20 protein-coding genes are annotated in these 24,383 nt (G+C 70.9%); 10 read left to right on the plus strand and 10 right to left on the minus strand.

All coding sequences use genetic code 11. The features are described 5' to 3' along the window. Window positions 1-202: 202 nt before the first annotated feature. On the plus strand, window positions 203-1,606 hold the full coding sequence (dnaB, locus tag CU254_RS38980) for a replicative DNA helicase (protein ID WP_037716290.1): 1,404 nt from the start codon (window positions 203-205) through the stop codon (window positions 1,604-1,606). A 120-nt stretch (window positions 1,607-1,726) separates the two neighbouring features. Here the strand turns inward: dnaB and CU254_RS38985 are convergent, their stop codons facing one another. Continuing rightward, a complete protein-coding gene (locus CU254_RS38985; protein WP_009085255.1) occupies window positions 1,727-2,092 on the minus strand; it encodes a helix-turn-helix transcriptional regulator in 366 nt (121 codons plus the stop codon). Between the two features lie 95 nt (window positions 2,093-2,187). Between CU254_RS38985 and CU254_RS38990 the strand changes: the two genes are divergently transcribed. Next, the gene (locus tag CU254_RS38990) at window positions 2,188-3,420 is read left to right on the plus strand and encodes an MFS transporter (protein ID WP_009085257.1); all 1,233 of its coding nucleotides are present in this window, start codon (window positions 2,188-2,190) and stop codon (window positions 3,418-3,420) included. On the opposite strand, the gene CU254_RS38995 is transcribed toward CU254_RS38990, so the two are convergent. Beyond that, complete coding sequence (locus CU254_RS38995) at window positions 3,359-3,898, minus strand: YciI family protein (RefSeq protein ID WP_037718685.1); 540 nt, start codon at window positions 3,896-3,898, stop codon at window positions 3,359-3,361. The two genes, CU254_RS38990 and CU254_RS38995, sit on opposite strands and share 62 nt — an antisense overlap. 103 nt (window positions 3,899-4,001) lie before the next feature. On the opposite strand from CU254_RS38995, the gene CU254_RS39000 reads away from it, so the two are divergent. Further along, complete coding sequence (locus tag CU254_RS39000; RefSeq protein ID WP_037716292.1) at window positions 4,002-4,781, plus strand: dioxygenase; 780 nt, start codon at window positions 4,002-4,004, stop codon at window positions 4,779-4,781. An 81-nt stretch (window positions 4,782-4,862) separates the two neighbouring features. On the opposite strand, the gene CU254_RS39005 is transcribed toward CU254_RS39000, so the two are convergent. Next, window positions 4,863-7,991 carry a PE-PGRS family protein gene (locus CU254_RS39005; protein ID WP_199786113.1) on the minus strand — a complete coding sequence of 1,043 codons (3,129 nt, stop codon included), beginning with the start codon at window positions 7,989-7,991 and terminating at the stop codon, window positions 4,863-4,865. Between the two features lie 192 nt (window positions 7,992-8,183). Beyond that, window positions 8,184-9,215, minus strand: a complete 1,032-nt coding sequence (locus CU254_RS39010; protein ID WP_037716295.1) for a hypothetical protein — start codon at window positions 9,213-9,215, stop codon at window positions 8,184-8,186. Window positions 9,216-9,511: 296 nt separating this feature from the next. On the opposite strand from CU254_RS39010, the gene CU254_RS39015 reads away from it, so the two are divergent. The 3 genes from CU254_RS39015 to CU254_RS39025 are packed head-to-tail and all read left to right on the plus strand — an operon-like array spanning window position 9,512 to window position 12,515. Beyond that, window positions 9,512-10,732 (plus strand): AI-2E family transporter, encoded by a 1,221-nt coding sequence (locus CU254_RS39015; RefSeq protein ID WP_009085266.1) that lies wholly within the window; start codon window positions 9,512-9,514, stop codon window positions 10,730-10,732. Then, window positions 10,729-11,862 carry a MacS family sensor histidine kinase gene (gene macS / locus CU254_RS39020; RefSeq protein WP_009085268.1) on the plus strand — a complete coding sequence of 378 codons (1,134 nt, stop codon included), beginning with the start codon at window positions 10,729-10,731 and terminating at the stop codon, window positions 11,860-11,862. The genes CU254_RS39015 and macS overlap by 4 nt, the downstream gene beginning before the upstream one ends. After that, entirely contained in the window at window positions 11,859-12,515 is a 657-nt protein-coding gene (locus CU254_RS39025; protein ID WP_009085271.1) for a response regulator transcription factor, read from the plus strand. Before macS ends, CU254_RS39025 begins: the two co-directional genes overlap by 4 nt. Window positions 12,516-12,518: 3 nt before the next feature. Here the strand turns inward: CU254_RS39025 and CU254_RS39030 are convergent, their stop codons facing one another. Next, window positions 12,519-13,481: a hypothetical protein gene (locus tag CU254_RS39030; RefSeq protein WP_037718690.1), complete on the minus strand. Its 963-nt coding sequence runs from the start codon at window positions 13,479-13,481 to the stop codon at window positions 12,519-12,521. Window positions 13,482-13,640: 159 nt separating this feature from the next. Between CU254_RS39030 and CU254_RS39035 the strand changes: the two genes are divergently transcribed. Then, on the plus strand, window positions 13,641-14,303 hold the full coding sequence (locus CU254_RS39035; RefSeq protein WP_009085275.1) for a DUF1707 domain-containing protein: 663 nt from the start codon (window positions 13,641-13,643) through the stop codon (window positions 14,301-14,303). 57 nt (window positions 14,304-14,360) lie between these two features. Here CU254_RS39035 and ptsP read toward each other — a convergent pair whose 3' ends face one another. Further along, window positions 14,361-16,037: a phosphoenolpyruvate--protein phosphotransferase gene (gene ptsP, locus CU254_RS39040; RefSeq protein WP_050788373.1), complete on the minus strand. Its 1,677-nt coding sequence runs from the start codon at window positions 16,035-16,037 to the stop codon at window positions 14,361-14,363. Between the two features lie 186 nt (window positions 16,038-16,223). Then, complete coding sequence (locus CU254_RS39045; protein WP_037716299.1) at window positions 16,224-17,093, minus strand: ribokinase; 870 nt, start codon at window positions 17,091-17,093, stop codon at window positions 16,224-16,226. Window positions 17,094-17,436: 343 nt separating this feature from the next. Between CU254_RS39045 and CU254_RS39050 the strand changes: the two genes are divergently transcribed. Continuing rightward, window positions 17,437-18,174 carry a TetR/AcrR family transcriptional regulator gene (locus CU254_RS39050; protein ID WP_009085281.1) on the plus strand — a complete coding sequence of 246 codons (738 nt, stop codon included), beginning with the start codon at window positions 17,437-17,439 and terminating at the stop codon, window positions 18,172-18,174. On the opposite strand, the gene CU254_RS39055 is transcribed toward CU254_RS39050, so the two are convergent. Beyond that, on the minus strand, window positions 18,171-18,908 hold the full coding sequence (locus CU254_RS39055) for an SDR family NAD(P)-dependent oxidoreductase (protein ID WP_037716301.1): 738 nt from the start codon (window positions 18,906-18,908) through the stop codon (window positions 18,171-18,173). The genes CU254_RS39050 and CU254_RS39055 overlap by 4 nt on opposite strands. 152 nt (window positions 18,909-19,060) lie before the next feature. On the opposite strand from CU254_RS39055, the gene CU254_RS39060 reads away from it, so the two are divergent. Together CU254_RS39060 and CU254_RS39065 are read left to right on the plus strand one after the other, a co-directional pair. Continuing rightward, window positions 19,061-19,936 carry an ATP-binding cassette domain-containing protein gene (locus CU254_RS39060; RefSeq protein ID WP_037716303.1) on the plus strand — a complete coding sequence of 292 codons (876 nt, stop codon included), beginning with the start codon at window positions 19,061-19,063 and terminating at the stop codon, window positions 19,934-19,936. Next, a complete protein-coding gene (locus CU254_RS39065; protein WP_009085286.1) occupies window positions 19,933-20,700 on the plus strand; it encodes a hypothetical protein in 768 nt (255 codons plus the stop codon). The genes CU254_RS39060 and CU254_RS39065 overlap by 4 nt, the downstream gene beginning before the upstream one ends. A 7-nt stretch (window positions 20,701-20,707) precedes the next feature. Here CU254_RS39065 and CU254_RS39070 read toward each other — a convergent pair whose 3' ends face one another. Together CU254_RS39070 and leuS are read right to left on the minus strand one after the other, a co-directional pair. Further along, complete coding sequence (locus tag CU254_RS39070; RefSeq protein WP_199786114.1) at window positions 20,708-21,337, minus strand: hypothetical protein; 630 nt, start codon at window positions 21,335-21,337, stop codon at window positions 20,708-20,710. Window positions 21,338-21,387: 50 nt separating this feature from the next. Further along, a complete protein-coding gene (leuS, locus tag CU254_RS39075) occupies window positions 21,388-24,276 on the minus strand; it encodes a leucine--tRNA ligase (RefSeq protein WP_009085290.1) in 2,889 nt (962 codons plus the stop codon). Between the last annotated feature and the right edge of the window lie 107 nt (window positions 24,277-24,383).

Below are 24,383 nucleotides of genomic sequence, written 5' to 3' on the forward strand. Positions count from 1 at the left end.
GGGGAACCGTCCGGTCCATCATCGAAGAGGACCGGACGGGCGGGTGGGAAAGCCGGGCCGACTCCGGCATACTCGAACAGGTGTTCGCCTGGACTGGCCTCTTCGCGAGGCGGCGGGCGGGCGCGGTTCGGCACAGGACAGGCGCACGCGAGACGACGGGGCCGGCCGGAGCGACGGCGGGGCGAGGGGAGGTGTCCGGGCAGTGGCGGTGACCGATGACCGCGGTCCGGCGTACGCGGAGTCCGATCCGGGTCCGAGCGACCCCGGCCCTGGCGGGTTCGACCGCCAGCCGCCGCAGGACATCGCGGCGGAGCAGTCGGTGCTCGGCGGCATGCTGCTGTCGAAGGACGCGGTCGCCGACGTCATCGAGGCGCTCGGCCCCGGCGACTTCTACCGGCCCGCGCACCAGGCCGTCTACGACTGCATCCTCGACCTCTACGGCCGCGGCGAACCGGCCGACCCGATCACCGTGGCCGCCGAACTGGAGCGGCGCGGCGAGCTCGGCCGCGTCGGCGGCGCGCCGTACCTGCACACGCTCATCGCGACCGTGCCCACCGCGGCCAACGCGGGCTACTACGCGGAGATCGTGTCCGAGAAGGCGGTGCTGCGCCGCCTCGTGGAAGCGGGCACCCGCATCGTGCAGTACGGCTACGGCGCGGCCGCGGCCGACGGCGCGAACATCGACGAGGTCGTCGACCGCGCGCAGGCCGCGATCTACGACGTCACCGAGCGCCGCACGAGCGAGGACTACGTCGCGCTGGAGGACCTGCTCCAGCCGACCATGGACGAGATCGACGCGATCGCCTCGCGCGGCGGCCAGTCTCAGGGCATCCCGACCGGATTCGCCGACTTCGACGAGCTGACCAACGGCCTGCACCCCGGCCAGATGATCATCGTCGCGGCCCGTCCCGGTGTCGGCAAGTCGACTCTTGGCCTGGACTTCGTCCGGTCGGCGTCCATCAAGCACGGCCTGACCAGCGTCATCTTCTCGCTGGAAATGAGCCGGACCGAGATCGTGATGCGCATGCTGTCGGCCGAGGCGAAAATCCGCCTCGCCGACATGCGCGGCGGCAAGATGTCCGACGACGACTGGACGCGGCTGGCCCGGCGGATGAGCGAGGTGTCGGAGGCCCCCCTGTTCGTCGACGACTCGCCGAACATGACGATGATGGAGATCCGCGCGAAGGCCCGCCGGCTCAAGCAGCGGCACGACCTGCGGCTCGTGGTCGTCGACTATCTGCAGCTGATGACGTCCGGCAAGCGCGTCGAATCGCGGCAGCAGGAAGTCTCGGAGTTCTCCCGTCAGCTGAAGCTGCTGGCCAAGGAGATCGAGGTGCCGGTGATCGCGATCTCCCAGCTGAACCGTGGTCCGGAACAGCGCACCGACAAGAAGCCGATGCTGTCGGACCTGCGTGAATCCGGTTCGCTGGAGCAGGACGCGGACATCGTCATCCTGATCAACCGCCCGGACGCCTGGGAACGCGACGACCCGCGCGCCGGCGAGGCCGACCTGATCCTGGCGAAGCACCGTGCCGGTCCGACGAGCACGATCGTGGTCGCGCACCAGCTGCACTACAGCCGGTTCGCCGACCTGGCCCACGACTGATCAGCGGAGCGGGCCGGAGAAATAGCCGGTCCGGGCGTGACGGGCTGTCGTCACCTGGTGGTCAGCGCCTGCGGTGTGCCTCGGTGTGCGGTTGCGTTCTCATCTAGCCCCCAGGTTGAGTTAAGAAGCGGGCTGCCAGTCCGCGACCAGATCCAGCAGCCCGGGAAAGCGTATATCGAGGTCCTCCGTGCGGACCCGGCTGCGGCGTTCCAGTCCGTATTGCCGCTGCCGCAGCACGCCCGCCTCCCGCAGGGCCTTGAAGTGGTGGGTCAGCGACGACTTCGGACGGTCGAAGCCGAACCAGCCGCACGGATGGTCGTAGGCCTCGCGTTCCAGCAGCAGTTTTCGCACGATCGTCAGCCGCAGCGGGTCGCTCAGGGCGGCCAGGACGGTTTCCAGCCGCAGGTCTTCCCGCGCGGGTTCGGGCAGGGGCGGCGGAAGTTCGGCGGGCGGGGCATCCGGATCGGGCACCGAGGACGAGCGCATGCCCTCATTCAACCACTCCAGTACGAGATTAGTCGAACTACTGCTAGGTTCGTGTTCACTCGTACTAGTTCGAACAATCTCGTACTGGAGGATCCATGGCCGTCGTCGCGCCCTCGCGGGTCGGTAGTCCCTGGCTCGCCGCGTGGCCCGTCACCGCGGTGTTCGTGCTTTCGAACGCGCCGACGCCGCTGTACGTGCTGTGGCAGCACCGGCTCGGGTTCTCCGCCGGCACGCTCACCGTGATCTTCGCGGCCTACATCGCCGGCTTGCTGGCCGCGCTGCTCGTCGCGGGGCGGGCCTCGGATCGGCTCGGGCGTAAACCCGTTGTGCTGCCTGGGGTTTTGCTCGCGTTGATCGCTTGCGGGTTGTTCGCGGTCGCGACGTCGGTGCTCGCGTTGGCGGTCGCTCGGCTGCTGGCCGGGATCGCGGTCGGCATCACGGTGTCGGCGGGGATGGCCGCCGTGGTTGACGTCGGCGGGGAGGCACGGGCGAGGACCTCGACCCTCGCGGCGTCTACCGCGATGGTGTTCGGGGCCGGGCTTGGGCCGTTGCTGGCCGGGGCGTTGTCGGAGACCCTGCCGGGGCCGACCGTGACGATCTTCGTGGTTTCGGCGGTGCTGCTGCTCAACGCGGTGGTCGTGGTTGTTCGGCTGCCGCTTCGGCGTCCGGTCGACCCTGGCCAGGGCGGTTGGGTGCGGATTCCCGCCGTGCCGCGGGCGCAGCGCAGGTACGTCGCGCTCGGGATCGCGGTTTTCGCGCCGGGGATCACGTCGACCTCGTTCGTGCTTTCCCTCGGACCGGCCCTGCTCGCCAATGTGCTCGGTACCGGCAACCGCCTGCTCGCCGGGGTGACGGCGTTCGTCATGTTCGGTGCGGCGACCGCGGTCCAGTTCGCGGCGAAGCGATTCGAGGTCCGCGCCATCCTGCTCGCCGGGGCGGCAGCGGGGGTCGCGTGCATGGCGGCGTTGCTGATCGCCGTCCACGCGCAGTGGATCGCGGCGATCGTCGTGACCGCGGTGCTCGCGGGAGCGGCGCAGGGGCTCGGGCAACTCGGCGGGCTCACCCTGATCAGCACCCACGTGCCCGAGCGGCGGCGCGCGGAGGCCAACGCTCTGCTCAACTTCGGCGGCTACCTTCCGGCCGCGCTCCTGCCCGTCGGCAGCGGATATCTCAGTGACGCCCTCGGAATCGCTACTGGAGCAACGGTTTTCGCCGTGGTTCTCGCAGTCGCCGCGCTGACCGCCGCCGGAATCGTATGGCGGCAGCTCAGGAACGGCCGCCCGGCGCCCAGTCGTGCACCTCGATCGCGGCGTAGTGCTCCGCGGTGAGGAGCCCGCGAGCCGCCTCAGGATCGGCGGCTTGCACCAAGGCTGCGGTGCCGAGCCAGGCGGTGCCGTCGTCGGACCACAGCGGACCGTAGGCGATCAAGGACTCCGGCGCGGACGGTTCGAGGTCCACGGCGGGACCGAAACCCAAGCCCAGCACCAAATACAGGTGGTCCGCCTCCGGATCGCCGGGGAATTCCCACATGGTGCGGCCGAGGGCGTTGTCCCAGCGGCGGATCAGGACGTCCCGGTAGACGCCGGCCTGGTAATTCGGTTCCGCGAAAGCGAATTCGCGGGCCGCGGCGGCGTCCGGGAGGTCGACGACGTGCACGCTGCCGGTCGGGACGTCGCCGTCCAGGGTCGGTCCGCGGGCGATCAGTTCGGCGGCGAAACCGTCCATATAGGACCAGTGCGCTTCGAGCAGCTCGTCGCGCAGCACGGCGGAACCCGGGCGGTCCCGGTGGTAGCAGAAGAACTTCACCAGGCGAGTCTGCCGCACGGAGACCGCCGCCGAGGACGAATTCGCCAAGTCCGCGAACCAGGCGTACCGTAGTAGTTGAAGTTTCAAACACTTGGAGGCAGCCATGGCGACCCGCACGCCGGTCCTGTATCTGAGCCACGGTGCGCCGCCGCTCGCCGACGACGCCACCTGGACCCGGCAGCTCGCGGACTGGTCCGCTGACCTGGCGAAACCTCGTGCGATCCTGGTCGTTTCGGCGCACTGGGAGGAGGCGCCGCTGACGCTCGGGGCGACCACGACGGTCCCGCTCGTCTACGACTTCTGGGGCTTCCCCGAGCGCTACTACGAGGTCAAATACGCCGCACCGGGCGCTCCGGAACTGGCCGCGAAGGTGCGCAAACTGCTGCATTCGACCGAAACCCAGGTGCACGACGCCCCGGAACGCGGCCTCGACCACGGCGCCTACGTCCCCCTCGTCGAGATGTTTCCCGAGGCCGACGTCCCGGTACTGCAGATTTCCATGCCCTCGCTCGACCCGCGGGCGCTCTACGACCTCGGCCGCAAGCTCGCGCCGCTGCGCGACGAGGGCGTGCTGATCATCGGCAGCGGATTCTTCACCCACAACCTCCGCGCGATGCGGGAAGTGAACGGCACCAACGGAACCCCGCCGGGCTGGTCCGCGGAATTCGACCACTGGGGCGACGAAGCGCTGCGCGCCCGCGACCTCGACGCGTTGCTCGACTTCCAGCACAAGGCCCCGGCCGCCGCGATGGCGCACCCGCGGATCGAACACTTCGCGCCGCTGTTCGTGTCGCTCGGCGCCAGCTCGGCCGAAGGCGAGGGCCGCACGGTGATCGACGGTTTCTGGCACGGCCTGGCGAAGCGGTCGCTCGAATTTTCCTGACCCAGGACAAAAAACGGGCCCGGAAGCCAGTGGCTTCCGGGCCCGTCCGGGTTATCCCCGGCTCGCTTCAGGCGAAGCGGTTCACTTCTTGAAGAGGCTGGTCACCTTCGCGGCCAGCTTCTGGAACGCACCCAGCGGGCCGGTCGCGTCACCGATCGCCGGCACGGCCGGAGCGGTCGGCATCGTGGTCGGCAGGGTCGTCGGCACACCCGGCACGGCGGGCAGCGCGGTGACGGCGGGCAGCTGGTTCAGCGTCGGCAGCGACGTCTTCACCGGCAGCTGAGCCGGAACGGCCGGCACGTCGGCCCGCTCGGCGCCCGCACCCGGCAGGGCCGGAACGCCCGGCAGAGCCGGAACGGACGGGGCCGACGGCAGGTGGATGCCGTTCTGCAGCCCGGACACCGACGGCAGCACCGAAGCACCCTTGAGCTGGTTCAGCTGACCCAGCGCGGACAGGCCGCTGACCTGCGGCACGTCGGCCCGCTGTGCACCCGGCAGCGCCGGAGCGGGCAGCGTGGTCGCGGTGGGCAGGCTCGAGAGACCCGGCAGGGCCGGAGCCGCCGGCAGCGACGGAGCGGCCGAGGAACCGCCCGGCAGACCCGGCACGGCGGGCAGCGCGGGGAGCTGGTCAGCGCCCATCTCCCCGCTGATCGGCACCACAATGGTCGGCTGGGGATCGACCTCAGTCGAGTTGGCCCCGATCGCGGTAGCAGCGCCGAGCACCTCCACCGGCACATTGTGGATGTTCCCCTGCACACCGACCGGGTGGTAGAAGTCGTAGCCGGAGACCGCGTCGCCCGCACCGTCGGTCGTGGTGGCGTCATCGCCGACCTTCACGGTGGTGAGGCTGTCACCGACCGCGTGCGCCTGGCCGCCCACAGCGGCACCGTTGGTGCCGGCCTGTGCGGGAGCCGGGGCCGGCAGGTCGAGGATGTTGCCTGACATCGAGCCCTCGACACCCGAGGTGTTGTTCTTGCCAGCGTCGGTGACGGCGGTGTTGTTCGTGCTGTTGCTCGAGGAATTGCCCGCTGCGGAAACCGCGTCGCCGTATGCCTGCGGCACCGGAGCGAGGTCCGCACCGACGATGTTGCCCGCACCCGCGCCGTTGTCACCGTTGGTGGCGGCCGTACCGCCCGAGGTCGAGGTGACGTCGTTGGTGGCGGTGCCGTGACCGATCGCGCCCCCGGCGACCCCGTCGCCGAAGATGGTGCCCGCACCGCCGGTCGGGGCCTTGACGATGTTGCCGGCGAGCGCGCCGTCCTTGCCGTCGGCCGTAGCGTCGCCGCCCGCCTTCGAGTCGGTCAGGTTGTCCGACGTGCCGGTGCCGATGCCGGCGACCGAACCGCCGACGCCGTGGCCCTGGGCCGGCAGCGAGAGCGGAGCCTCGATGAGGTTGCCCGCACCCGCGCCCTCCGCGCCGGTCGCGTGCACGTCGCCGCCCGCGGTGGAGGTGGTGTCGTTGCTGGACTTGCCGTGGCCCTGGCCGACGAGCGAGGCACCGGTGCCGAACACCTGAACCGGAGTCGACAGCGGCGCGGTGGCGAGGTTCGAGCTGAGGAAGCCGTTGTCGTCAGCGGTGTTCCCGCCGCCGCCTGCCTTCACGGTCTTGGTCTCGGAGCCGTCGCCCGAGCCCTGCCCGACGAACGAACCGCCGGTGCCGAACACCTCGGCCGGCGCGGCCACCGGGACCTGCACGATGTTGCCCGAACCGGACGAGTCGTTGCCCTGGCTGCCGTCGTAGTTGCCGGCGGTGACGGTCTTGGTCTCGGTCGAGGTGCCCGAGGCGTTGCCGATGTGGCTGCCGCCGATGCCGTGCACCTCGGGGGCGCCCGCCACCTGGGAGTTGACGATGTTGCCGGTCAGCGTCGAGCCGTTGCCGGTGGTGTAGCTGCCGTCGCCGGAGGTGGCGGTGGTGGTGTTGTCGCAGTTGGCGACCGCGCGGCCGATGTAGGTGCCGCCCACGCCGCAGGCCTCGACCGGGAGCGCCACTGCCGGGTCGACCACGTTGGCCGAACCGGCGGCGTCGTTGCCGTTCGTCTTCACGAAGCCGCCGGAGGCAGCGGTGGTCTCGTGGGTGGCGGAGGACGCCTGGCGCTCGAGCGCCTGGCCGGTGGTGGCGTTGCCGATCCACGAACCGGCGACGGACGCGACGTTCGCGACCGGGCTCGCCTGCGCGGCGGCGGCGTTGCCGGACGCGAACGACTTGTCCCCATCGGTCTCGATGTAGGTCGGGATGCCGTGCAGGCTGCCCGGACGGGTGTCGCCCGCCTTCGCGTCGGCCGAGGAGCTCGAGGTGGAGTCCGCGTCCGAGCCCCACGCGCCGCCGGCGTTGCCGTTGAACTTGACCGGCAGCGCGATCGGAGCGCCGACCACGTTGCCGCTGCCCGCGGCGCCCTTGCCGTTGGACTTCATCGAACCGCCGGAGGTGGCGGTGGTGTCGGCGTTGTAGCCGCCGCTGTAGGCGTTGCCGAGGATCCAGGACGCGGCGTTGCCGGTCACCTGGACCGGGGTCGCGAACTGGCCGCCGACGACGTTGCCGGACAGGCCGGAGCCCTCGCCGGTGGTGTCGACGTTGCCGGTCTCGCTGGTGCTCTGGTGCGCCGAGCCGCCGTGCACCGCGCCGCTGCCGCCGGCCAGGCCGACGCCGTTGCCCGCGACCTGCACCGGGAGCGCCCATTCGAGCGCCACGACGTTGCCCGCGATGCCGGAGTACTGGCCGTTGGTCGCGACGTCCTGGTTGTGGTTGTACGTCTGCGTGTGGTCGCCGCCCTGCACGTGGGCGTCGCCGATGACGCCGACCGCGTTGTCCACGATCTGGATCGGGACGACGACGTCGCCGTTGACCTTGTTGCCCTTGAACGCGTCGTGGGTCGGCGTGAGCTGCCGGGGCGCGTCCGCCTTCGGGAGGCTGTCGGTCAGGCTGCCCGCGGAGCCGCCGGGCGTCTTCGCCGAGGCGAGCGCTCCCTTGACGGCGGAGGTGACGGGCTTGGTGCTGATCTCGTTGTGGTGCGCCGGGAGGTCGACCTGCCCGAGCGGGGTGCCGATCGCGTTGTTGGCTTCGTCGATCGGGACGGTGACGTTGAGATCAAGCGGGGAGGCCGGGGTGTCCGGGTTCACGTTCTCGTCGGCCGAGGCGATGCCGGTGCCCAGCATCAGCAACCCACCCGTGACCAACGCGGTCTGGAGTCCGCGCTTTGCCCAGGTCTGCATGGGATTTTTCTCCTTCATATCGGGGTCCCTTGCGGGTTTGTGGCGGTGCGCCCGGATGTCCGAGAATGCACCGGGGGAATGCGTGCGCGGAAATTGCGCAGCGCGCGAAAAACCCGCGGGATATCTGTCGATGACGGCGACGGCACACGAAGGCGGCCGTGGGTGCGTCAAAGACCCCGCGGGTGAAGTGGATCAGTCAGGAGTGACGCCGGGCTGCTCGCCCGGGGTGCGCGGCGTGTGCGCGAGGCCGGTGCGGGTCGAACCCGCCACGGCGTTGTCGACGGCGGCGACGACCCAGGAGGGAACGCCGAAGTGCAAGCCGTCGAGGTGTCCGCCGGGCGCGGTGCTGCCACCGGCCGGGGAGTTCGGGATGGAGAGCGGCGCGGCGGGAAGCTGCGCCGGGGAGAACGGGGCGCCGGGCAGACCGCGGTCGCCGTGGTGGCGCTGCGGCAGTTCCGTGCCCTGCACCGGAACGACGGACTGCGCGTCCATCGCCGGGAAGACCGACTGCAATGCGTCGGACGTGGTCATCGCTGCGGCACCGAGATTCTGCTCCGCCTCGGCGGGCTGCTCGGGAATGCCGGGCGCGGGAAGCTGCTCGGCTCCAGGAGCCGGGGCCGAGGGCAGTTTGGGCAGGTCGACCAGGTCGGAGGGAGCGCTCGGGTCGAGCAGATCCCACAGTTTCCGGCCGAAGTCCTGTGCGGCGGGCGGCGGGGTGGTCGCGTCGGCGATCACCTGGCGGGCGTCCTCCGGCTTGCGCGCGATGTGCTCGAGCGAGCCGAGCGTGCGCTCGACCGGCTTGACGACCGCGTTCCGGCCGAGGTCGCTCACCGCGTCGTTGACCTTCCCGGCGGCCTCCTGGCTTCCGGCGAGGTCCTCGCGGTGCGCGCTGCCGACCTGGTCGAGCGAGCAGGTGGGCCGCGTCGTGCCTGGTTCAGACCACGTGGTGGCTCCCTGGCCGCACGACGAAAGCCCTTGCACCGCACCGGTGACGTCGCCCGCGAACCGGGCCACGCCGTCGGTGACGTCGCCGATTCCGGCGGCCGTCGCGTCGGTGACCGGCGTGACGCTCGCGTCGACCGTGTCCGCCGAAGCGACGGAGGAGGAGACGGCCCACGCGGCCGCGGTGGCCGCGAGCGCGCCGCCGACGACGAACAACGCACGCGACGCGAGACGGCCGAAGCGCGTCGCGCCCCGCCTCTCGTGCACAGCGTCGTTCGTCACAGGTGATTTCTCCTCGGGTAAAAATGATTTCGGTTTTTCGACGGAACGGCACAGTTCCGTGGTGGTGCGAAACCGAGACAACCAAATTTGTGGTCCGCCGCGCATCCTTGACACGACTTGATGCCACCATCGTGTGAACAACACAGAGTGTGGCCGGGTCTCACGATGGGTCATCCCCGGTGAAGACAGGCGGTTACTCCGGAGTCGGTTCGCGAATCCGGGCGAAGCGGTGATTCACGCCTGCCGGTGGGGCGATCCGCCCGGTTTCGGTCGACGGGGCCGATACGGTTGTCCCCGTGAGCCAGCCAGGGCGCGGACACCGCGAACAACGGTCCCTTTCCGAACCAGTCGCCGACGTCACCGGCTTCATCCCGCGCGGCCTGCGCGTATCCGCCGCGCTGTCGTGGCGGTTCATCGTCGTGATCGCCGCGCTGTACGCGGTGGTGTGGCTGCTGGGCTATCTCGCCTCGGTCGTGGTGCCGGTGTCGATCGCGCTGCTGCTTTCCGCGCTGCTCGCCCCCGCGGTGTCGCGGCTCGTGCAGATCCGCTTCCCGCGCGGGCTCGCCACGGCGATCGTGCTCGTGGCCGGGCTCGCGGTGCTCGGCGGGCTGCTGACGTTCGTGATCACCCAGTTCTCCAGCGGGCTTCCCGAACTGCAGCAACAGCTGACCACGAGCCTCAACCAGATCAAGGACTGGCTGATCAACGGTCCGCTGCACCTGCGCCAGGAGCAGATCCAGGACTTCATCAACCAGGCGATCGGCTTCCTGCAGAACAACCAGGCGTCGCTCACCACCACCGCGCTGACCACCGCGGGCACCGTCGGCGAGATCCTCACCGGCTTCGTGCTGACCCTCTTCGTCACGATCTTCTTCCTCGCCGGCGGCGACGGCATCTGGACGTTCCTGGTGCGCGGCGTGCCGCAGCGGGTGCGCAACCGCGTGAACGTGGCCGGACGGCGCGGGTTCGCCTCGCTGGTCAGCTACATCCGCGCGACGGCGGCGGTGGCCGTGGTCGACGCGGTCGGCATCGGCATCGGGCTGTGGATCGTCGGCGTGCCGCTGGTGATCCCGCTGGCGACGCTGGTGTTCCTCGGCGCGTTCATCCCGATCATCGGCGCGCTGATCACCGGCGGCGTCGCGGTGCTGATCGCGCTCGTGTCGAAGGGCATCATCGGCGCGGTGGTCGTGCTGGCCATCGTGGTCGGCGTGATGCAGCTGGAAAGCCATGTGCTGCAGCCGTTGCTGCTCGGCCGCGCGGTGCGGCTGCACCCGCTCGCGGTGGTGCTGGCGATCGCCATCGGCCTGGTCGCCGCGGGCATCGCGGGCGCGCTGCTCGCCGTGCCGCTGCTGGCCGTGCTCAACGCCGGGGTCCGGTCGCTGCTGCACGAACACGATCCGGATCCGGCGACCGTCGACGCGCTGCACAGCCAAGCCGCCAATCCCAACGACGATCCCGAAGAGGGCTCGGACGACAAGACAGCCGACTCCGAAGAGAGCACAGAAGACAAGAAGTGAGCGTTCGTCCCACCCGAGATCCGGCGACGCCGCTGTGGCGCGGCGTCGTCGTGCTGCGCGTCGTCACGTGGCTGTTCGCGCTGGCGGTAGTGATCGCGCACCACTCGAACTTTCAACGGCCGTGGCTGGCGTGGCTCGTCGTCGGGGTGATGGGCGCGTGGTCTGCCGGATCGAGCGTCGCGTACGTGCGCGAGAGCGGACGGCACCGCTGGCTGGTGATCTCCGACGTCGCGCTCACCACGGCGCTCATGCTCACGTCGCCGTGGATTCTTTCGGACGCGCAGTACGAAGCAGCTTCGCCGTTGATCACCACAGTGTGGGCAGCGGTCGCCCCGCTCGCCGCCGCGACCCGCTTCGGCGCGCGCGGCGGCGTAGTGGCGGGCCTTGTCGTCGCAGTGGGGACGGGGATCGCGCGCGAGAAGATCGACCTCGACGTGGTCCGTGACGGAGTGCTGTTGTGCGCGAGCGGTCTCCTTGTCGGTATGGCGGCAACGCTCGCGCGTACGTCCGCCGAAGCGCTCGCGCGCGCCCTTCGCACCGAAGCGGCGACGGCCGAGCGTGAACGCCTCGCGCGCTCGATTCACGACAGCGTGCTTCAGGTTCTCGCACGCGTACGGCGGCGCGGTCTGGAAGTAGGCGGGGAAGCAGCGGAGCTGGCACGGCTCGCGGGGGAGCAGGAGATCGCGTTGCGCGCGTTGGTGAGCAGCGAGCCGACGCGGTCCGGCGACACCGCGGACCTCCGTTCGGCGTTGCAGCTGCTGGCGACCACGTCCGTGCAGGTGTCGACGCCGGCCGGAACGGTGGCCCTGCCCGCGCACGTGACCGAGGAACTCGTCGCGGTCACCCGCGAAGCACTGGCTAACGTGGAGAAACACGCTGGTCCGGACGCGCACGCCTGGGTGCTGCTGGAGGACCTCGGCGGCGAGGTCGTGGTGAGCATCCGCGACGACGGGCCGGGGATCGAGAGCGGCAGGCTGGAACGAGCGGCGGCCGAGGGCCGTCTCGGAGTAGTGAAGTCGATTCGCGGCCGGGTGGAAGACCTCGGCGGGACCGCGGTGCTGGACAGCGCTCCCGGCCGGGGCACGGAGTGGGAAGTGCGGGTGCCGGCGACGATGAGGGACGGGCGATGACGGAACGGACGATTTCCGTGATGGTGGTCGACGACCACCCGATGTGGCGCGACGGCGTGGCCCGCGACCTGTCCGAGAACGGGTTCGAGGTCGCCGCGACCGCCCCGGACGCCCCGGCGGCGGTCCGGATCGCGCGCGCGGTGCGGCCGGACGTCGTGCTGATGGACCTGAACCTCGGCGGCACGTCCGGCGTCGAGGCGACCCGCGAGATCACCACGGCGGCGCCGGACACGCGCGTGCTGGTGCTCTCGGCCAGCGGCGAGCACAGCGACGTGCTGGAAGCGGTGAAGGCGGGCGCGTCGGGCTACCTGGTGAAATCGGCGTCCGCGGCGGAGCTGGTGGACGCGGTGCGCCGGACGGCCGACGGCGATCCGGTGTTCACCGCCGGGCTGGCGGGCCTGGTGCTCGGCGAGTACCGGCGGATGGCCGACGCCCCGGACGGCGCGCCGGAACCGCCGCGGCTCACCGACCGGGAGACCGACGTGCTCCGGCTGGTCGCGAAGGGCCTGACCGCGCGGCAGATCGCGGAGCGGCTCGTGCTGTCGCACCGGACCGTGGAGAACCACGTGCAGTCGACGTTGCGCAAACTCCAGCTGCACAACCGGGTCGAGCTGGCCCGGTACGCGATCGAGCACGGGCTGGACGAGGACTGACCTTCAGGAGGTCGCGACCCCGGCGGCCTGCTGCGCCGCGGCGAGTTTCGCCTTCCCCAGCCGCCAGGCCGGTTCGCCGGGATGCCACGCCCCGACCACCCCGTCGTCGAGGACCAGGTCGCCCGCTTCCGTCCACTCCAGACCGGAGTGCTTCAGGTTCTCCGTCGAGAACGGCATCGACGGGGCTTGCTGCCAGGTGCCGTCGGTCAGGTTCAACAGCCAGATGTCCCGGGTCTGCGTGCCGGTTCCGGGGAACGACGGGGTGCCGAAATCGACCGCGGCGACCTTGCCGTCCCGGCTGGGCAGCACGTACGGATTCGGCTGCGGCACCGGCAGGGACACCGGTTTCCGCGCTCCGCTGCGCAGGTCGAGCACGGTCAAGTCGGTGAGGCCGCCGAGGACGAGCCGGTCGCCAGCCGCGGCGAGGATGCGCGGCGACTGCTGCACGGTGCGTCCGGTGGCCGGGTCGATCAGGACGTCGACGGTCTCGGCGGTGCCGCCGCCGACGGTGATCAGCAACCCGTGCGCCGTCTCCACCCGGACGAGCGTGTGGCACGACGCCACCGTGCCCTGGCCGAACGAGGCGCCGGTGAGCGCGACGTGTTCCAGCCGGCAGAGATCTGGGCCGTCCTCGCGGATCAGCCACACGCTGGCGCCGTCCGCGCCCGCGGCCGCGCTCACCGCTTTGCCGAGCGACCGCGGGGCCGAAAGTCCCAGGTAGACGTACACGTCGGCGGGCGCGCAGCTGGCCTGCGGGCAGGGCGGCGCGGTCAGCACGACCGGCGTGTGGCCGACGCGCAGCACCGACACCGCCCGCTGCCCGCCGGGAACGCCGGGCAGGGTGCCGCGCACGCCCGAATCGGCGTCGAACACCGTCGGCGGCGACGTGGCCAGCAGCAGTTCCACGCCGATGCCGCCGGTGGCGACGCCGCCGTCGAGGCCGGTCGGCGGGGGTGTGGTCGGCATCGGACGCGCCGAACTCACCGGGGCGGGCACCGGGACGCCGCTCGTGCACGAGGTCAGCAGGCAGCAAGCCGCGACCAGCGCGACGCCTGCGCGGAGTACGGGTCCGTTCAGGGTTTTTCCCCGATCTGCCAGCGGAAATCGAGTTCTACCATCGATGCCATGGCCGAGGAAGAGACGACCGCCGCGCAGCCCGCGACCGAGACCAAGCCGTTGACCGCGCGCGACATCCGGGTGTCCGACGACGAACGCGAGCACGTCGTCGGCGTGCTGCAGAAGGCGATCGGACAGGGGATGCTCACCCTCGACGAGTTCACCGAACGCACCGACCAGGCGCTCGCGGCCCGCACCCGGGGCGAGCTCAACACCGTCCTCGCCGACCTGCCCGGACTGGTGCACCCCGGCGCGGCCCCGCAGTACGCGCCGATGCCCGAGCCGCCCGGTTACGGGCCGAACTACGGACTGGGCCGCCGGCTCGAACTCAACGCCAAGTACTCGTCGCTGCAGCGCAGCGGCCCGTGGCAGGTCCCGGCCGCGATGGTGGTGCGCAACAAGTACGGCAGCACCAAACTCGACTTCACCGAGGCCCGCGTCGCCACCCCGGTGGTGCAGATCGAACTGGACTCGAAGTGGGGTTCGGTCGAGCTGATCATCCCGCCGCACGCGGCGGTGGACTACAACTCGATCACCGAGATCAAGTTCGGCTCGCTCGACGACAAGACCGGCAGCAACGGCCGCGCGGGCACCCCGCGCTACGTGGTGACCGGCCGCATCCACGGAGGCTCGCTGGTCATCCGCCACCCTCGGCGGGGCATCTTCGGCTGACCAGCGTCCGGCGCCGGATCCGGTACCCCATCTCTCACCCGGATCCGGCGTCCCCGGCTACGAAACCGCGTCCGCGACCGCCTTGCGCGCCGCGGCCGGATCGGCGGTGGCCAGCGCCGCCGCCGCGATCTCGCGGGCCTTCTCCCGCGACACGGTCGCCAGGCTCGCGCCGACCGCCCGGATCGCCGGGGCGTTCATCGACAGGCTCGTCAGGCCGAGCCCGGCCAGCACCAGCGCGAGCCGCGGGTCGGCCGCCGCTTCGCCGCACACGCCCGCCGGTTTGCCGGTCGCTTCCGCCGCGTCGCCGATCAGCTTGAGCAGGCGCAGCAATCCGGGCTGCCACGGGTCGTTCAGCTTCGCCACCGCGCCGAGCTGGCGGTCGGCGGCGAAGGTGTACTGGGCCAGGTCGTTCGTGCCGACGGACACGAAATCGACCACGCCGAGAATCTCCCGCGCCAGCACCGCGGCGGCGGGGATCTCGATCATCACGCCCGCCCGCGCGATCCCGGCGGCCCGCACGCGCTCGGCGAACCAGGCGGCTTCCTCGACGGTGCCGACCATCGGGGCCATCACCGAAACTTCCGCGCCGGAATCCTCCGCCGCGCCCGCGATCGCTTCGAGCTGCCGGTCGAGCACCTCCGGCCGGTCGAACGCGATCCGCAGGCCGCGGACGCCGAGCGCCGGGTTCGGCTCGTCCTCCGGGGAGAGGAACGCGAGCGGTTTGTCCGCGCCCGCGTCCAGCGTCCGCACGATGACCGGCTTGCCGCGGAACGGAGAAAGCACGGCGGCATAAGCTTTTCGCTGCTCTTCGACGGACGGCTCGGCCGGCGCGTCGAGATAGCAGAACTCGGTGCGGAACAGTCCGACGCCCTCGGCGCCCGCGTCCGCGGCGGCCTGCGCGTCGGCCGGGGAACCGACGTTGCCGTACACCTTCACGCGGTGCCCGTCGGACAACTCGCCGACGCCGTTCCATTCGGCCGGGCCGGACGCGGCGGAGGTGACGATCGGGGCGGACGGGTCGACCGCCTCGATCACGCCGGTGTCGCCGTCGACCGACAGCGCCTTGGCGTCCGACGCCAGCAGCCCGCGCACCGCGACGACCGCCGGAATTCCCAGCGCCCGCGCGAGAATCGCGGTGTGGCTCGTCGGGCCGCCCTCCTCGGTGACCAGCGCGAGCACCTTCGCCGGGTCGAGCCCCGCGGTGTCGGCGGGCGCGAGGTCGCGGGCGACCAGCACGCTCGGCGAGGCCAGCTCGGGCACCCCGGGCGGGGCCACGCCGAGCAGTTCGGCGACGAGCCGGTCGCGCACGTCCCGGACGTCGCGGACCCGCTCGGCCATGTACCCGCCGGCGGCCGCGAGCGCTTCCGCGAACCCTTCGGCGGCCTGGTAGACGGCGCGGGCCGCGGGTAGGTTCCGCGCCGTCACCAGCTGTTGAGCCTGAGTGGCGAGAGCCGGGTCGGCGGCCATCGCGGCGGTCGTGATCAGGATCGTCGCGGCCTCGCCGGTCGCGGCCTCGGCCTGCGCTTCCAGCCGCGCGGCGACCGCTCGCGCGGCCGGTTCGATCCGCGCCGCCTCCGCCGCCGGATCGTCCGGCGCGGGCGTGCTGGCGGGTTCCCCGAGCGGTTCGGCGACCCGCACGACGGGTCCGCTCGCGCGCCCGGGGCTCACCGCGACCCCGGTCAGCGAGGAACGGCGCGACAGCGACTCGGCCGGAGCGGCGGCACTCTCAGACATGGTCTAGACCATAGCTCACGCGGCCGGAGATCTCCCGGGGCGCCGCACCCGTTTCCCGATTCCGCACCCGTACGACCATCGGACGCACCTCCTCGTGCCACCGCGCGCGGGCCGGTTCCGCGCGATCGGCCCCGCAAAGTCTGCCGGAAACCCCCGCCCGCCGCCGAGTCCGCGACCCGGCGCGAGTCAGTCCAGCTCGGTGGCGGTCGGATAGGACGGCTGGGCCCCGTGCCGGGTCACCGTCACGGCAGCCACCTTCACCGCTCGCTGAGCGGCTTCGACCAGGTCAGCCCCGTCCGCGAGAGCGGCCGCCAGCGCACCGGCGAACGCGTCGCCCGCGCCGGTGGTGTCGACCGCTTCGACCTTCGGCGACTCGACCATTGTCGACTTATCGTCTTCGAGTACCGCCGCACCCTTGGCGCCAAGGGTGACCACTGCCGCGCGCGGGCCGAGTTCGAGCAGCTTGCGCGGGTCCGCGTCCGCCGAGCCGAGGAGGTAGGCGGCCTCGTGCTCGTTGACCAGCAGGACGTCCAGCGCGGCCAGCGTTTCCGGCGACACCTCGGCCGCCGGGGAGAGGTTCAGCAGCACCCGCACGCCGTTTGCGCGCGCCCGCAGCACCGCGCGTTCGACCGTCGGCAGCGGCACTTCCAGCGACGCGACGAGCACGCGGACGCCGTCCAGCGCCTCGTCGGTGATGTCGCCGGGTTCGAGCGCGGAGTTCGCGCCGGGGGAGACGAGGATTGAGTTTTCCCCGTCCGGAGTCACGGTGATGTACGCGATTCCGGTAGGCCGATCGACAGTACGAACGAATTGCGTATCGACACCCGCATTAGCCAACGAATCCCGCAGCAATCGACCGTAAGGATCGTCGCCGACCGCACCGAGCAACGCGACGTCCGCGCCGAGTTTTCCCGCCGCGACCGCGGTATTCGCGCCCTTGCCGCCGGGGGACAACGCGGTGTCGCCGCCCAGCACCGTCTCGCCGCCGCCGGGACGCCGGTCGACCGGCACGACCAAATCGGCATTCGCGGACCCCACCACCAGTACCGCACTCATGGCCGCCACTCTGCCACGGCCCTTCCATTCCGCCATCGGCGCCCGAAAGTGAAAGCGTTTGTAACTTTCTCCGCGCTCAGTGCGACAATCAGGCGGAACAGCGGCGGTCCGTCACTCGATCGGGGGATCCGTATCCCCCAGGCGTCACTTCGGTGCCGGGCTTCGCTCTTCTTCGAGCGTCACTGGCCTTGAGCCGATGACGTTGCCCCGACCGGAAGCGCACCGGAGAGGGCATCGGGTCGCCGGCGCCGATCACGTAGCCCCCCGAGTGATCGGCGTCGGCGGCGCCCCGGTTCTCGCGCCAGTCGCCGAAATCGGCGTCCAGACCACCTAGACTGCCCGGATGAGCAGCCCCACACGCAGGGGTCGCGCGCGAGCGGCTACCGAAGCGGACATCCGCCGGACCGCGCGGAACCTGCTGGTAGGCCAGGGCCCGGAAGCCGTCACCCTGCGGGCCATCGCCCGGGAGCTGGGGATCACCGCACCGGCTCTGTACCGCTACTACGAATCCCGCGACGACCTGCTGGAAAACCTCCGCCTCGACGTCTGCACCGACCTCGCCGCCGAACTCGCCGAGGACATCGCGGAGCTGAAGGACGAGGGCCTGCTGCAGCTGTTCCAGATCTGCAAGGGCTTCCGCCGCTGGGCGCTGACGCACACCAAGGAGTTCACGCTGGTGTTCGCGTCGCCGACCGGGGCCACCGGCACCGCGACCGGCAGCGCCCTGCGCAGGCTCGACGAACCGTTCGGCAAGATCTTCCTCGCCGCGGCCGGCCACGTGCTCGCCCAGCACGACCTGGTCATGCCGCCGAACGACGTGGTCCCGCCCGAACTCCGCAACGACCTCACCGCGTTCCAGCAGGACCTGCTGACGGTGCTCAAGGAGTCCGGGCGGGAAATCCCGCCGGAGAAGCTGGACCTCGGGCTCACCTACCTGATGATCACCTTCTGGGCGCGGCTCTACGGCCACGTGACCCTCGAGGTGTTCGGCAACTACCCGATCCCGGTGTCCAAACCGGACGTCCTGTTCGAGGCCATGCTCACCGACCTCGCCCGGGACGTCGGGCTCTACTCGGATTAGGCCGCGTGGCCGCCGTCGACCGAGACGGTCGAGCCGGTCACGTACGCACTGGCCGGCGAGGCGAGGAACGCCACCGTGTCCGCCACTTCGGCGGGCTTGCCGTACCGGCCGACCGCGGTCATCGACGCCTGGTCCGCGGCGTACGGGCCGTCGGCCGGGTTCATTTCGGTGTCGGTCGGCCCCGGGTGCACGAGGTTCACCGTCACGCCGTTCGGAGCCAGTTCGCGGGCCAGCGCCTTGGTCATCCCGACCATCGCGGACTTGCTGACCGCGTACAGCACCATGCCCGGCCCCGGCACGCGATCGGTCACGCAACTGCCGATCGTGATCACCCGGCCGCCCTCGCCGAGGTGCTTGGCCGCCGCCTTGGTCGCGGCCAGCACGCCGCGCACGTTCACCGCGAGCACGCGGTCGACGTCGTCCATCCCGGTCTGCTCCAGCGGCCCGACGAAACCGACGCCCACGTTGTTGACCAGCACGTCCAGCCGCCCGAACTCGGCGACCGCCGCTTCCACCGCGGCCTCCACGGCGGCTGAATCCGCGTTGTCCGCGCCGACCGCGAGGGCCCGCCGGCCGAGCGCCTTGATCCGGTCGACCACGTCCGCGGCCTGCTCGGCGTTCACCGCGTAGGTGAGCACCACGTCCGCCCCAGCCTCGGCGAGCCGCAGTGCTGTCGCCGCACCGATTCCGCGGCTCCCGCCAGTCACCAGCGCCACTTTGCCGTCGAGGTTCATGTCCGTCCTTTCTGTTTGTTTCACTTTCAACCATCGAAGCGCCGAACGGCGGGCGACGCTGGCGTCTTTCGGTCCTGGCGGTCCGGTTCCGCACCCGCGCGGCCACTGCGTGTGACAGACTCCAGCCGGCGGGAAACGGGGAGGGGGCCGGGTTGCTGCACGTCCACGAGCTGGTGAAGGTCTACCGCCAGCGCCGGGTGGTCGACACCGTGTCGTTCAGCCTGCGGCCGGGCACGGTGACCGCGTTCCTCGGCCCGAACGGCGCGGGCAAATCGACCACGCTGCGGATGATCTGCGGCCTGACCACGCCGACGTCCGGCACCGCGACCATCGCCGGCCGCCGGTTCGGCGAGTGGCCCAGCCCGGCGCACGTCGCGGGCGTGCTGCTCGACGCGTCCGCCGTGCACCCCGGCCGCACCGGCAGGCATCACCTGCTCAACGCCGCGAAACTGATGCGGCTGCCCGCCGCCCGGGTGGACCAGGTGCTCGGGCAGGTCGGTCTCTCCGACGCGGCGAACCGGCGGATCGGCAAGTACAGCCTCGGCATGCGGCAGCGGCTCGGCATCGCGCAGGCGCTGCTGTGCGATCCGCCGGTGCTGATCCTCGACGAACCGATCAACGGCCTCGACCCGGACGGCATCCGCTCCACCCGGCAGTTGCTGCGCGGGTACGCCCAGCGCGGCGGCACCGTGCTGCTGTCCAGCCACGTGCTGTCCGAAGTGGACCAGACCGCGGACCGCGTGGTGATGATCGGCCAGGGCCGCGTCGTCGCCGACGGTCCGCTGGAGAGCTTCGCCGGACCGGCCCGCACGCTGATCCGCACCGCTGACCTGCCCCGGCTGACCTCCGCGCTGGGCCAGGCCAGGCTCGAACTGCGCCAGACCAGCGTGGACGGAGTGTCCGTCGCCGCTCCGATGAAACAGGTGTCCGACCTCGCGTTCGCCGCCCGCGTGCAGGTGCTGGAGCTGCGCGAGGAACAGCAGAACCTGGAAGAGCTTTTCTTTCGGCTCACCGGAGGAGCCCGATGATCCCCGCGCAAGCGCCCGCGTGGCAGGCCCCCGCTCAGCGGCGCGCGTCGTTCGGCACCGTGGTGGGCGTCGAACTGCGCAAGATGACCGCGACGGTGGCGGACAAGATCCTGGTGCTCTCCGCGCCGCTCCTGCTGGTGATGCTGTCGCTGCTGTTCTTGCAGGGCGGACTGCGCGACTACACGCTCGACAAGCAGTTGCTGCCGGTGTTTCTCACGATCCGGCTCGGCGCGGTGCTGATGAACGTCGTGCTCGTGAAGCTGATCGCCGCGGAATGGCATTACCGCAGCGCGCAGCCGACCCTGCTCGCCCAGCCGTCGCGGCTGCGCTACGTGCTCGCGCAGGCGACCATCGCGTTCGGGGTCTGGCTGGTCACCTCGGGGCTGAACCTGCTGATGACCTTCACCTACTACCGCAGCCGGCTCGACGCCTACGACACCCAGTTCCTGCTCGAAGCCCGGCCGGGCGCGATGGTCGCGACGATCCTGCTCGGCGGGTTCTGCATGACCCTGTTCGCGGTCACCATCGGCTGGCTGATCCCCAACACCGCCGGAGCGATCACCGCCTACGTCCTGCTGTCGCTGCTCTTCGTGTTCCTGCAGAGCGGAATCGACTACGCGGGCTGGGTCGATCCGGCCGAACCCGCGCGGCAGCTCGCCGGGATCGCCAAGCACGGACCGGTCGCGCTGGCCACGTCGCTGGCGGTGTGGATCGGCCTGGCCGGGGTCGCGATCTGGCGGGCGGGCACGCGAGAAGCGGCGTGAGCCCGGGTCAGCCGGCCAGCGAGCCGCCGCCGGGGTCGACCGTGTTCAGGTAGTCCTCGGCGGCTTTCCGCGCGTCCGGACAGAACTGCTGAGCGGTCTGGCGGTCGACGTCGAGATTGTCGCCGGGGACCGGTCCGCGGCCCGCTTCGGTGCCGACCCGGACGGTGAGCACCTGCAGCGAACCGGTGTTCACCGCGACCACGCAGCCGTAGCCGTCGAGCTGGGAAACCGCGTAGTAGCGATCCATGACCAGCATCCGGCGGAAGTGGTGGACACTGTAGTCGTAGACCTTCCACCAGCCGGGCCACGGCTCCGGGATGCGCTGGTCCGGGTCCATCGCGCCGACCGCGACCTGCGTGCCCGCCGACCGCTTCATGACGCAAGCCTTGGCGTACGGGTTGTACATCGGCGAACTGCCGCCGAGGGCGCCCAGCAACTGCGGGTTCTTCTCGAACTGCGAACAGTCGCCGGGGAACAGCTTCGGCCGGCTCGTGAGGACCGGCAGCGTGTCGTAAGCGATCGAATCCGCCGGCAGCCGCGGCGCGGGCTTCCCCGGCGGCGGAGCGGGCGCGACGGCGCACCCGGAAAGCACTGCCGCCGCCACGAGGATTATCGCGGTGCTCGCTCGGTTACGCACGGGCAGCACAGTACCGGCCCGGGATCGGGTCCCGGGCCGGAACGCGCATTTCAGAGCACGATGTTGACCAGCCGGCCCGGCACCACGATCACCTTGCGCGGCGTCTTGTCGCCGACCAGCGCGGCGATCTTCTCGTCCGCCAGCGCGGTCGCCTGCACCGCGTCGTTCTTCGCGTCCGCGGGCACGGTGATCCGCGAGCGGACCTTGCCGTTGACCTGGATCGGGTACTCGACCGAGTCCTCGACCAGGTACTTCTCGTCCACGACCGGGAACGGCCCGTGCACCAGCGAATCGGCGTGGCCCATCCGGTGCCACAGCTCCTCGGCGATGTGCGGGGCCAGCGGGGCCAGCAGCAGCACCAGCGGTTCGGCCAGCTCGCGCGGGGTCGCCGCGGCCGATCCGTACGCCTTGGTCAGGTGGTTGTTCAGCTCGATCAGCTTCGCGCCCGCGGTGTTGAACCGCATCTCCGCGTAGTCCTCGCGGACCCCGGCGATGGTGCGGTGCAGCAGTTTCCGGTCCGCCTCGGTCGCCTCGTCGGCCGAGACGCGCAGCTCGCCGGTCTGCTCGTCGACGACCAGGCGCCACAGCCGCTGCAGGAACCGGTGCGCGCCGACGACGTCCTTGGTCGCCCACGGCCGCGACATGTCCAGCGGGCCCATCGACATCTCGTACACGCGGAAGGTGTCCGCGCCGTAGGTGTCCGACATTTCGTCCGGCGTCACGGCATTCTTCAGGCTCTTGCCCATCTTGCCGTATTCCTGCTTGACCTCTTCGTCGCCGAAGAAGAACTTGCCGTCGCGCTCGACGACGTCCTCGGCGGGCACGTACACGCCGCGCTTGTCGGTGTACGCGAACGCCTCGATGTAGCCCTGGTTGAACAGGCGGCGGTACGGCTCCTTCGAGGACACGTGGCCCAGGTCGTACAGCACCTTGTGCCAGAAGCGGGAGTACAGCAGGTGCAGCACCGCGTGCTCGACGCCGCCGACGTACAGGTCGACGCCGCCCGGGTCGTCCACGCCGTGCTCGGCCGGACGCGGGCCCAGCCAGTACGCCTCGTTCTCCGGCGCACAGAACACGTCCTGGCTCGCCGGGTCGACGTAGCGCAGCTGGTACCAGCAGGAACCGGCCCACTGCGGCATGACGTTGGTGTCGCGGCGGTACTTCTTCGGCCCGTCGCCCAGGTCCAGGGTGACCTCGACCCAGTCCTTCGCGCGCGACAGCGGCGGCGACGGTTCGGAGTCGGCGTCGTCCGGGTCGAACGTCTTCGGCGAGTAGTCGTCGACCTCCGGCAGCACGACCGGCAGCTGGTCCTCGGGCAGCGCGATGGGCAGGTTGTTCTCGTCGTAGACGATCGGGAACGGCTCGCCCCAGTAGCGCTGGCGGGCGAACAGCCAGTCGCGCAGCTTGTACTGCACGGTGCCCTCGCCCGCGCCGCGGTCCTCCAGCCAGGCGATGATCGTCTTCTTCGCGTCCGCGACGCCCATGCCGTTCAGGTCGACGGAGTCGTTGGCCGAGTTGATCGCCGGGCCGTCGCCGGTGAACGCCTCGCCCTCGAAGCCCTCGCCCGGGTCGACCGTGCGGACGATCTCCAGCTCGAACTTCTTCGCGAAGTCGTAGTCGCGCTGGTCCTGCGCGGGCACCGCCATGATCGCGCCGGTGCCGTAGCCCATCAGCACGTAGTCGCCGACGAAGACCGGGATTTCCTTGCCGTTGACCGGGTTCACCGCGTAGGTGCCGGTGAAGACGCCCGTCTTCTCCTTGTTCTCCTGCCGGTCCAGATCGGACTTGCGGGAGGCGGCGGCCCGGTACGCGGCGACGGCCTCGGCGGGCGTCTTCGCGCCGCCAGTCCAGGTCTCCGGGTGCTCGCCCGGCCATTCCGCCGCGGTCAGCTTCTCGACCAGCGGGTGCTCCGGCGCGATCACCATGTAGGTGGCGCCGAACAGGGTGTCCGGACGGGTGGTGAAGACCTCGATCTTCTCGTCGCCCGCGGCGAACGAGACGCGCGCGCCCTGGGAGCGGCCGACCCAGTTGCGCTGCATGGACTTGACCTTCTCCGGCCAGTCCAGCAGCTCCAGGTCGTCGACCAGACGGTCGGCGTACGCGGTGATCCGCATCATCCACTGGCGCAGGCTCTTGCGGAACACCGGGAAGTTGCCGCGGTCGCTGCGGCCGTCCGCGGTCACCTCCTCGTTCGCGACGACGGTGCCCAGGCCGGGGGCCCAGTTCACGGGCGCCTCGGAGATGTAGACCAGCCGGTGGTCGTCGATGATCTTGCGCTGCTCGACGGTGCTCAGCTCGGCCCACGGACGGCCGTCCGGCGTCGCGCGCTCACCCGCCGCGTACGCCTTCTCCAGCTCCTCGATCGGACGCGCCTTGCGGGCGTCCTCGTCGTAGTAGGAGTTGAAGATCTGCAGGAAGATCCACTGGGTCCACTTGTAGTAGTCCGGGTCGATCGTCTCGATCGACCGGCGCTCGTCGTGGCCCAGCCCCAGCCGCTTCAGCTGGCGGCGCATGGTGGCGATGTTCTGCTCGGTCGTGGTGCGCGGATGCGTTCCGGTCTGCACCGCGTACTGCTCGGCGGGCAGGCCGAACGCGTCGTAGCCCAGCGTGTGCAGCACGTTCCGGCCGATCATCCGGTGGTAGCGCGCGTAGACGTCGGTGCCGATGTAGCCCAGCGGGTGCCCGACGTGCAGGCCGGAACCGGACGGGTACGGGAACATGTCCTGCACGAACAGCTTGTCCGAGGGCACCGGCTCGCCCGCTTCCGCGAGCGGGCCGACCGGGTTCGGCGCGTGGTAGGTGCCGTGGTCGGACCAGTGGTCCTGCCAGCGCTGCTCGATCTGCCCGGCCAGCTCCGCGGTGTAGCGGAACGGCGGGGCGTGCTCAGCGTCCGCGGCGCTCTTCGCCGCGGCCCCGGTGGCCTCGTCAGACCCTGTCATCGCCGTCTTCCTCCGTGTCGAGCCACTCCCAGAAACAACTCGACCCCCCAAGCCAGAAGGCATGAGGGGTCGCCGCGCCGAGCCGGTCATCGGACCAGGTCAGCGCG

The organism is Amycolatopsis sp. AA4 (genome assembly GCF_002796545.1).
In the GTDB taxonomy this organism is placed as follows: domain Bacteria; phylum Actinomycetota; class Actinomycetes; order Mycobacteriales; family Pseudonocardiaceae; genus Amycolatopsis.

Excerpts from the sequence above, each read along its gene's own strand:
- CU254_RS38985 (WP_009085255.1), bottom strand. The coding sequence starts at position 2,092 with ATGCGCTCGTCCTCGGTGCCCGATCCGGATGCCCCGCCCGCCGAACTT.
- CU254_RS38990 (WP_009085257.1), top strand. The coding sequence starts at position 2,188 with ATGGCCGTCGTCGCGCCCTCGCGGGTCGGTAGTCCCTGGCTCGCCGCG.
- CU254_RS39000 (WP_037716292.1), top strand. The coding sequence starts at position 4,002 with ATGGCGACCCGCACGCCGGTCCTGTATCTGAGCCACGGTGCGCCGCCG.
- CU254_RS39005 (WP_199786113.1), bottom strand. The coding sequence starts at position 7,991 with ATGCAGACCTGGGCAAAGCGCGGACTCCAGACCGCGTTGGTCACGGGT.
- CU254_RS39025 (WP_009085271.1), top strand. The coding sequence starts at position 11,859 with ATGACGGAACGGACGATTTCCGTGATGGTGGTCGACGACCACCCGATG.
- CU254_RS39030 (WP_037718690.1), bottom strand. The coding sequence starts at position 13,481 with ATGCCGACCACACCCCCGCCGACCGGCCTCGACGGCGGCGTCGCCACC.
- CU254_RS39035 (WP_009085275.1), top strand. The coding sequence starts at position 13,641 with ATGGCCGAGGAAGAGACGACCGCCGCGCAGCCCGCGACCGAGACCAAG.
- ptsP (WP_050788373.1), bottom strand. The coding sequence starts at position 16,037 with ATGTCTGAGAGTGCCGCCGCTCCGGCCGAGTCGCTGTCGCGCCGTTCC.
- CU254_RS39045 (WP_037716299.1), bottom strand. The coding sequence starts at position 17,093 with ATGAGTGCGGTACTGGTGGTGGGGTCCGCGAATGCCGATTTGGTCGTG.
- CU254_RS39050 (WP_009085281.1), top strand. The coding sequence starts at position 17,437 with ATGAGCAGCCCCACACGCAGGGGTCGCGCGCGAGCGGCTACCGAAGCG.
- CU254_RS39055 (WP_037716301.1), bottom strand. The coding sequence starts at position 18,908 with ATGAACCTCGACGGCAAAGTGGCGCTGGTGACTGGCGGGAGCCGCGGA.
- CU254_RS39065 (WP_009085286.1), top strand. The coding sequence starts at position 19,933 with ATGATCCCCGCGCAAGCGCCCGCGTGGCAGGCCCCCGCTCAGCGGCGC.
- leuS (WP_009085290.1), bottom strand. The coding sequence starts at position 24,276 with ATGACAGGGTCTGACGAGGCCACCGGGGCCGCGGCGAAGAGCGCCGCG.